Annotated in this window: 9 protein-coding genes and 1 pseudogene; 3 read left to right on the top strand and 7 right to left on the bottom strand. The window is 68.2% G+C overall.

All coding sequences use genetic code 11. The annotated features are described in order from the left end of the window. Together FV217_RS21345 and FV217_RS21340 are read right to left on the bottom strand one after the other, a co-directional pair. Positions 1–349, bottom strand: a pseudogene (locus tag FV217_RS21345) (hypothetical protein); the annotation flags it as partial. Between the two features lie 160 nt (positions 350–509). Further along, the gene (locus FV217_RS21340) at positions 510–1,064 is read right to left on the bottom strand and encodes an RNA polymerase sigma factor (protein ID WP_238232781.1); all 555 of its coding nucleotides are present in this window, start codon (positions 1,062–1,064) and stop codon (positions 510–512) included. A gap of 439 nt (positions 1,065–1,503) precedes the next feature. Between FV217_RS21340 and FV217_RS21335 the strand changes: the two genes are divergently transcribed. Next, on the top strand, positions 1,504–1,986 hold the full coding sequence (locus FV217_RS21335) for a MarR family transcriptional regulator (RefSeq protein WP_147820488.1): 483 nt from the start codon (positions 1,504–1,506) through the stop codon (positions 1,984–1,986). Positions 1,987–2,108: 122 nt separating this feature from the next. On the opposite strand, the gene FV217_RS21330 is transcribed toward FV217_RS21335, so the two are convergent. Then, positions 2,109–2,468, bottom strand: coding sequence for a c-type cytochrome (locus FV217_RS21330; protein ID WP_147820486.1), 360 nt, complete (start codon positions 2,466–2,468; stop codon positions 2,109–2,111). A 319-nt stretch (positions 2,469–2,787) separates the two neighbouring features. Between FV217_RS21330 and FV217_RS21325 the strand changes: the two genes are divergently transcribed. Beyond that, positions 2,788–4,221 carry an FAD-linked oxidase C-terminal domain-containing protein gene (locus tag FV217_RS21325; RefSeq protein WP_147820484.1) on the top strand — a complete coding sequence of 478 codons (1,434 nt, stop codon included), beginning with the start codon at positions 2,788–2,790 and terminating at the stop codon, positions 4,219–4,221. Positions 4,222–4,232: 11 nt separating this feature from the next. Further along, positions 4,233–4,463 carry a hypothetical protein gene (locus FV217_RS21320; RefSeq protein WP_147820482.1) on the top strand — a complete coding sequence of 77 codons (231 nt, stop codon included), beginning with the start codon at positions 4,233–4,235 and terminating at the stop codon, positions 4,461–4,463. Between the two features lie 119 nt (positions 4,464–4,582). On the opposite strand, the gene rlmJ is transcribed toward FV217_RS21320, so the two are convergent. The 4 genes from rlmJ to FV217_RS21300 form a co-directional block, all read right to left on the bottom strand. Further along, on the bottom strand, positions 4,583–5,389 hold the full coding sequence (gene rlmJ / locus FV217_RS21315; RefSeq protein WP_147820480.1) for a 23S rRNA (adenine(2030)-N(6))-methyltransferase RlmJ: 807 nt from the start codon (positions 5,387–5,389) through the stop codon (positions 4,583–4,585). Between the two features lie 73 nt (positions 5,390–5,462). Next, positions 5,463–5,897 carry a cupin domain-containing protein gene (locus FV217_RS21310; protein WP_147820478.1) on the bottom strand — a complete coding sequence of 145 codons (435 nt, stop codon included), beginning with the start codon at positions 5,895–5,897 and terminating at the stop codon, positions 5,463–5,465. Between the two features lie 98 nt (positions 5,898–5,995). Continuing rightward, on the bottom strand, positions 5,996–6,670 hold the full coding sequence (locus tag FV217_RS21305; RefSeq protein ID WP_147820477.1) for a ribonuclease T2: 675 nt from the start codon (positions 6,668–6,670) through the stop codon (positions 5,996–5,998). After that, a complete protein-coding gene (locus tag FV217_RS21300; protein ID WP_147820475.1) occupies positions 6,670–7,128 on the bottom strand; it encodes a hypothetical protein in 459 nt (152 codons plus the stop codon). Before FV217_RS21300 ends, FV217_RS21305 begins: the two co-directional genes overlap by 1 nt. Positions 7,129–7,409: the final 281 nt, after the last annotated feature.

Genomic DNA, 7,409 nt, shown 5'->3' with positions numbered 1-7,409 from the left:
GGGAGGTGGGCGGGGGCGGGGCAATCACCGGCGCCTCGGCCGGCTTCCGTGTTGCGTCCGCCGGCGCGTCCCGTGCCGCCATAGACTGCGGCTCGGCCTCGCGGACCATGGAGTTGGCGCCGGTGGCTTCGGGCTTGGCCGTTTCAGGACCCGGCGAAGGCTCGGCCGGGGGGGCACTCGCCGTCGGCGTCCCGATGTCCAATGTCGGCCTCGGTGCTGCGGGCTCGGACGACGGCGTCTCGGCCGGCGGCGCGACGGGGCCCTGATGCTCCCGCGACAATTGCCAGGCGATCGGAGCGGCGACGATGACGACGACGGAGGCGGCGAGCGCCGTGCGGATGGGAGTCATGGGAAACGTCCTCTTTCGAGTGTGACGATCCCTTGGACGCGCGTCGGCGGCGGATCCTTTGCGGGTATCGAACCGCGCCAGCGCGGCGTCGATCGCCCGCTCGCGCGCTTCGGACGAAGCGGCGGGGGCTTCGGGAAGCCGGCCGGCGTCGTCATTGCGATCAGACATCGGGCCTCTCCCCGTCGAAAACCGCCTTCAGGCGCCGCCTCGCCTCGAACAGGCGCCACGACACCGTGGTCTCGGCGATGCCGAGCGCCGCACCCGCCTCGGCATGGGTCAGCCCCTCGCCGGCGACGAGCACCACCGCCTCGCGCAGGCCCGGATCGAGACGCCCGAGCGCGCTTGCGAGCCAGACGCGGCGGTGCGGATCGCCGCCATCGCCGGTTCCCCCGGCCCGGACGAGCACGGCCAGACCCTGCCGCAGCCGGGCGAGCGTCGCGCCGCGGCGGCGATGATCGCGGCAGGCATTGGCCGTGATTCCGTAGAGCCACGTGCTGAAGCGCGCCTCGCCACGGAAACCCGCGATCCGGTCGGCGAGCGCGCAGCAGATCTCTTGTACGATATCCTCCGCATCCTCCCGCGAGCCGGTCATCCGCCAAGCGATGCGGTGCATGCCGTCGTAGTGCCGGCGCAGCAGCGCTTCGAAGGCCATGCGGTCGCCATGGACTGCCCGGCCGACGAGATCGCGATCCGGGTCGCCGGCGCCCGCATTCACCGCGACTGCATCCGGAGCGGTGGCACCGGCCGGTCGGCCATGTCGGGTCCTTCCCGCATCGCGGCAGGCAATGCTGTGCCGCACGTATCCTGCCCCCTCGATAGAGCCTCGACTCCTGAGACGCGCAAGGCGAGCGGATCCTTGGAAAAATCTCCGGATTTTTTTCGAAGTTCGGCGCGATCATGCCCGTGCGGCTGATCCGGGCGCGCTCGGACGAATGCTACGGTCTCCCCAAGCGCACGCCCCATTTGATTGTGTGCATTGCAAATTTCCTTTAAGAACCGTCTCTTAGCCGACGATCGTGTGTCGAGCCGTGCTGTCCCGACATCGTCGGGAGCAAGACGGCAGGACGATTGCATCGCGCTGACGACACCAGGGCTGAGGCTCACGGCACCGACGGGACGGCCGCTTCGGCAGGTGCGGGACAAGGATCACGACAATGAGCAAGCCGGGCCGGGCCGACGACCCGCAGCGTCTCGACAACCAGCTCTGCTTCGCGGTCTACGCTGCGGCGCACGCATTCGGTCGCGCCTATCGCACGATGCTGAGCCACCACGACCTGACCTACCCGCAATACCTCGTGCTGCTCGTCCTCTGGGAGGAGGAGGGGCTGACGGTGAAGGACATCGGTACCAAGCTGTTCCTCGATTCCGGCACGCTGACGCCGCTGCTGAAGCGTCTCGAGGCTGCCGGGCAGGTCCGCCGGGTGCGCGACCGGGCCGACGAGCGCCAGGTCAGCATCTTCCTGACCGACAAGGGCCGCAGCCTGCGCGGCAAGATGGAATGCCTCCCCCAGGATGTCGGCGGCATGACCGGCCTCGACATGGACTCCCGCCGGTCGCTGCTCGAACTTCTGGCCGGAATGCGCGACGAACTCCACGAGCGCGCCGGTGCCGAGATCGCAGCCCGCGCCGCAGAGTGAACGACCCGCTCGGGCAACAAAAAAGCCGCTCTTGAGAGAGCGGCTTTTTTGTTGGACCGAAGATTTTGTCATCGCTGCGAGCCGTTCGGGTTTCGACCCGGACGGCTGCGCGATCGGCCTGATTACTTCTGGGTGCCGAGGTAGGCGACGATGTCGCCGAGCTTCTTCTCGTCCTTGACGCCGGCATACATCATCTTGTTGCCGGGGACCTTCTTCTTCGGGTCGGCGATCCACTCCTTCAGGCTCGCCTCGTCCCAGGTCAGGCCCGAGTTCTTGAGCGCGTCGGAGTAGTTGAAGCCCTCATGCGAGCCGGCCTTGCGACCGACAACGCCCTTGAGATCCGGGCCGGCGCCGTTCTTGCCGAATGCATGGCAGGCCTTGCACGGCGCGAACGCCTTCTCGCCTGCCGCCGCATCGCCTTCGGCGTGGGCAGCGAGGGGAAGGAGCGCGGCGAACGCGGCGCCGAGGATGAAATGACGCATCTATGTTCCTCCTGGGAGGCGGCAACGGCCGCCCTTGGGCTGGTGGTAAAGCCACCTTGCTTTAGAACAGATAAAGACTGGAAATGCCACCCGGGTTCCCGCGCTTCGGTGCCGAAAACGCCAATGCCGCATGGACTTCGTGCACTAGAAGACAGAGCGTGACGCATCCGTCGGCACGCCTTTTCCGCTACTCCAGCGCCTGTCCACGAGACCGACACTGCGCCATCTCGCCTGAAGCCAAGCTGAAGCGCCGCGGAGCCGGCACGCAGGGTGCGCGTTCATCCCGTACGGCACTGTTCAACCCCGGAGGAAACGCCCGATGTCGATCGCATTCCCCGTTCCCGACGCGGCGATCATCGCGCGCCGCGCCGAGATCATCGAAGGGTTGCGCCCGCTGGTGGCGCCCGAGGCCCTGGTGACGACGGAGGACGAGCGCCGCGTCTTCGAGACGGACGGGCTGACCGCCTACCGCAAGCTGCCCCTCGCGGTGGTGCTGCCCTCGACGACGCAGGAGGTCTCGGCGGTGATGGCCTATTGCCACGCCAACGGCGTGCCGGTGGTGGCGCGCGGCGCCGGCACCTCGCTCGCCGGCGGCGCGATCGCGCAGGAGGACGCCGTCATCATCGGCGTCGGCAAGATGACGCGCATGGTCGACGTCGATTTCGCCAACCGCACCGCCCGGGTCGAGGCCGGCATCACCAACCTCGCGATCTCGGGCGCGGTGAGCCACGAAGGCTTCTTCTACGCCCCCGATCCGTCGAGCCAGCTCGCCTGCACCATCGCCGGCAACATCGCCATGAACTCGGGCGGCGCGCATTGCCTGAAATACGGCGTGACCACCAACAACCTGCTCGGCGTCACCCTGGTGACGAACGACGGCACGGTCGTCGAGATCGGCGGAGACCATCTCGACAGCGGCGGCTACGACCTGCTCGGCCTGATCTGCGGCTCGGAGGGCCAGCTCGGCATCGTCACCGAGGCCACCGTCCGCATCCTTCGCGCGGCGGAGGGGGCCAGGCCCGCGCTCGTCGGCTTCTCCTCGGTAGAGGATGCCGGCGCCTGCACCGCGGCCATCATCGCCGCCGGCATCATCCCGGTGGCGATCGAGTACATGGACAAGGAGGCGATCCTCATCACCGACGACTTCGCAAATGCCGGCTATCCGCGCGATGCCGCAGCCATGCTGATCATCGAGGTCGAGGGGTCGGACGAGGAGTGCGAGGACATGCTCGCGCGCATCGAGGCCATCGCCCGGGACTTCAACCCGACGAGTATCCGCGTCTCGAAGTCCGAGGCCGAGAGCGCCGCGATCTGGAAGGGCCGGAAATCCGCCTTCGGCGCGACGGGCCGCATCTCCGACTACATCTGCATGGACGGCACCATCCCCACCGGCCAACTCGCCACGGTGCTGGAGCGGATCGGCGCGATCTGCGCGGGCCATTCCCTGCGCGTCGCCAACGTCTTTCACGCCGGCGACGGCAACCTGCACCCGCTGATCCTGTTCGACATCAACACCCCCGGCGAGCTGCAGAAGGCGGAGGCCGCGGGCGACGAAATCCTCAAGCTCTGCGTCGAGGTCGGCGGCTGCCTCACGGGCGAGCACGGCGTCGGCATCGAGAAGCGCGAGCTGATGACGTTCCAGTACACGCGCGAGGATCTGGAACAGCAGATGCGGGTGAGGAACGTGTTCGACCCGGCCTGGCTGATGAACCCGGCGAAGGTGTTTCCGCTGGAGGGGCGGGTGACGGCGTAGGAAACTGTGGCATGAGCCTCGTCCACAACGAGCGGCAGAAGCTGCTTGCTGGCAATTTGGATCGGCTGAGTAGTGCCTTCTCGATCATCGGTGTCGTGACGCCGGTGATCGCTTGGAGTTATGGATTCCCGACAGCGCCGCCGTTTACGATTTATAGTGTCGTCTTCTCGGGAATTTGGTTTCTCACGGCCTTGAGCCTACATCTTCTGGCGAGGCGTACGTTGCGGAGGCTGCGCGAATGACCTGGATGGACATCTACGTGATCTTCGGCATTCCAGCGATCGTCCTAACGATCGCCTACGCTGCTGTGCGTCTGAACGAATGGGACATCGACCGGCGCCGCCCGCCCGCCGAGTAAAGCTCAAGCCTCCGGTCCGAGCCGATCGCACCGGAACGCCCCATAGGCCCGCCGCGCCAGCCGCTCGGCCAGGGGCGGCAGCACGAGATCCATCTCCTCCGCCAGCCGCCAGGGCGGGTTGATCACGACGAGGCCGGTGCCGGTGAGGCGGGTGGCGTCGTCGGGCCGGTCGATCATCAGGTCGATGCGGAGCGCCGGGCGGTCCAGGCCGGCATCGAGCGCCGCGATCGTCCGGTCGACCGCGTCGAGATCCTTGATCGGATACCACCCCAGGAAAACCCCCGTCGGCCATTTGCGCGAGGCCTTGAGCAGGCTGTCGCCGAGGCGGTCGATCTCGCCGCGCTCCTCGTAGGGCGGGTCGATCAGCACGAGGCCGCGGCGTTCGGGCGGCGGGATCATCGCGCCGAGCGCGGTCCAGGCGTCGAGGTGCAGCACCTTGGTGCGGCTGTCGCTGCGGTAGAGGTCGGCCAGGCTCGCCGCATCGTCCGGATGCAGCTCGACGAACACGCCCTTGTCGCCGCTGCGCAGAAATTCCCGGATCAGCGCGGGCGAGCCGGGATAGATGGTGTCTCCGTGGCGTTCGCGGACGGCGGCGACGGCCGCGCGGTAGGGGGCGAGCAGGGCCTCGACGTCGTCGGTGAAGGGCACCTCGAGCCGGCCCCACCCCTCGTGCCATTCGCCCGTGCGGTCGGATTCGTCGGCGGTGAGGTCGTAGAGACCGAGCCCGGCATGGGTATCGATGGCGCGGAAGGGTTTGTCCTTCGCGGTCAGGTGAACGAGCACGCGCGTGAGCACGAGGTGCTTGAGCACGTCCGCGAAATTGCCGGCGTGGAAGGCGTGGCGATAGTTCAGGGTGTCGGTCTCCGGGCCTGACGCGCGCGCGTCAGCCCTTGTCGAAGGGGTCGGGACGCACGGCGTCGAGGTCGGGCAGCAGCACGACGCTTTCCTGCTCGTTCGGATCGGTCCGGGCGATGAGGGCCGTGCAGGGTTCGTCGGCGCTCGGGTTGTAGGGTAGGTGCGGCACGCCCGCGGGGATGTAGAAGAAATCGCCGGGGCGGACCGTGGCGTGGTCTTCGAGGGCGTCGCCGAACCAGCAGCCCGAGACGCCGGTCAAAGCATAGATCGCGGTCTCGTGCGCCGCGTGCTTGTGGGCCTTCGCCTTGGTCAGCGGCGGGATCGTGACGAGCTGGAGATGGATGCCCGCGGCGCCGACGCGCTCCGCCGAGATGCCGACGGCATAGTCGAGCCCCTGCTTGCCGGTGAAGGCGGCGCCAGCCTGGACGAGGCGGCAGCGTGGCTGGTGAGGGGCGCTCGTCATGGTACGGTCCTCGGACCTTCGCGGCGTGTCACAAGGCTGGGAACGGCCCCTCATCGAAGGATATCCGGCTTTGCGCGGAAAGCCGACACCCGGCCCCGTCAGCGGGCCACGTCGATCTCGACATCGCCGCCGCGGCAGCCCTGGCGTGCGACCGTCGGGCAGCTCGCAAAACCCTTCAGTTCCTTGTCGAAGCAGATCCGCACTTCCTCGAGTTGGCCGCGCTTGCAGGTCACCGTCATCATGTCGGTGCGCAGGCCCCGGTTCGCCTCGGCGAACTGGCGCGCGATCTCCAGGGGGGCGGCGCGCTGGCTGGAACTCGGCTTGCGATAGGGCTCCGGAATCGTCACCGCCTGCCGCGTGGTCTTCACCGCCTTGAAATAGGCGACCGGGTCGAGACCGGAGCAGGTGCCGTGGGTCTTCCATTCGTGGCGGGCGAGCCCGGCGCTCGGCATGATCTCGCCGGCCGCGGACATGGCGTCGCCGGTAAGCGCGCGCGGGAAGGCGCCGCAATTCGAGGGGAAGCCGCGGCTGTATTGCGGCCAGAGCCCGTGCACCACGAAGCCGAGGCCGCGTCCCGGCGAGCATTGCCCGTCCGCATCGCGCTCGGCGCCTTTGCCGCTGCAATAGCTCGGCGACCAGGACAGGGCGAGAACGTAGAAGTCGAAGGAGCCCGGCGTCCCGCCGCCGCCGCGTCCGCGAAACCCACCGAAATCCTGCGCCTGCGCGACGGTCGCGGCGAGCAGCAGGATCGCGACGGCGGCGTTGCGGAGCATCAGGGGCGGGCCATCCGGCAGGCGGTCGAATAGGAATAGGCGAGATTGCGGTCGAGGCCGTGGACGCAATAATCGACGCCCCAGGTCGCGCCGATAATGCCGAGTCCCTCACGCACCGAGTAGTCGATCCGGCGGCGCACGCCGTCCGAGGTCGTCGCCACCGCCGAGCAGTAGCGGCGGGGAATGTAGTCGAGGCCGTAGGGCCGCCAGGCGGTGCGGCTGATGGTGTCGTAGGACTCGATCGTCATCGAGGTGTTCCAGAACTTCGCCTCCTTCTCGGCGAACCGGCTGGAGATCTTCTCGAGGACGCTCGTATCCTGGCAGGCGGGAATCTGCGCGTCGTAGGGAAACACCTGCTCCTCGGCCGGCGAAATCTCTTCGCGAGCCGAGCGGGCTGAGGCGGGCTGGATCGCCAGGAGGCCGAGGGCCAGGGCTGAGAAGAGTACGGTGAGACGCATCACGGCTCGGATCGCTTTCGCGGTGTCGGATCGTTGCGGCCGACGATGGCCTCCCGACGAGGCAAGTCAAGCTTGGGCCGTCCGCGGGCGCCGCTTTTGCGGCCGGCTGGGGAGTCGGGGGCACACCTCCGACTGTCCTGCGAGCCGATCAGTAGATCGGTTCGGCCGCCGAGCCGCCGACATCGAACGCGGACGGCTCTTCGTCGACGCCGCCACTGTGGCTCTCCGCGGGCGCCGCGGCGTAGGCCGAGCGCGGGGAGGGCGCGTGGGCGAAGCGGGCG

The organism is Methylobacterium sp. WL9 (assembly GCF_008040035.1).
GTDB lineage: Bacteria > Pseudomonadota > Alphaproteobacteria > Rhizobiales > Beijerinckiaceae > Methylobacterium > Methylobacterium thuringiense.
This window is presented reverse-complemented; position numbering and strand designations above follow the sequence as displayed.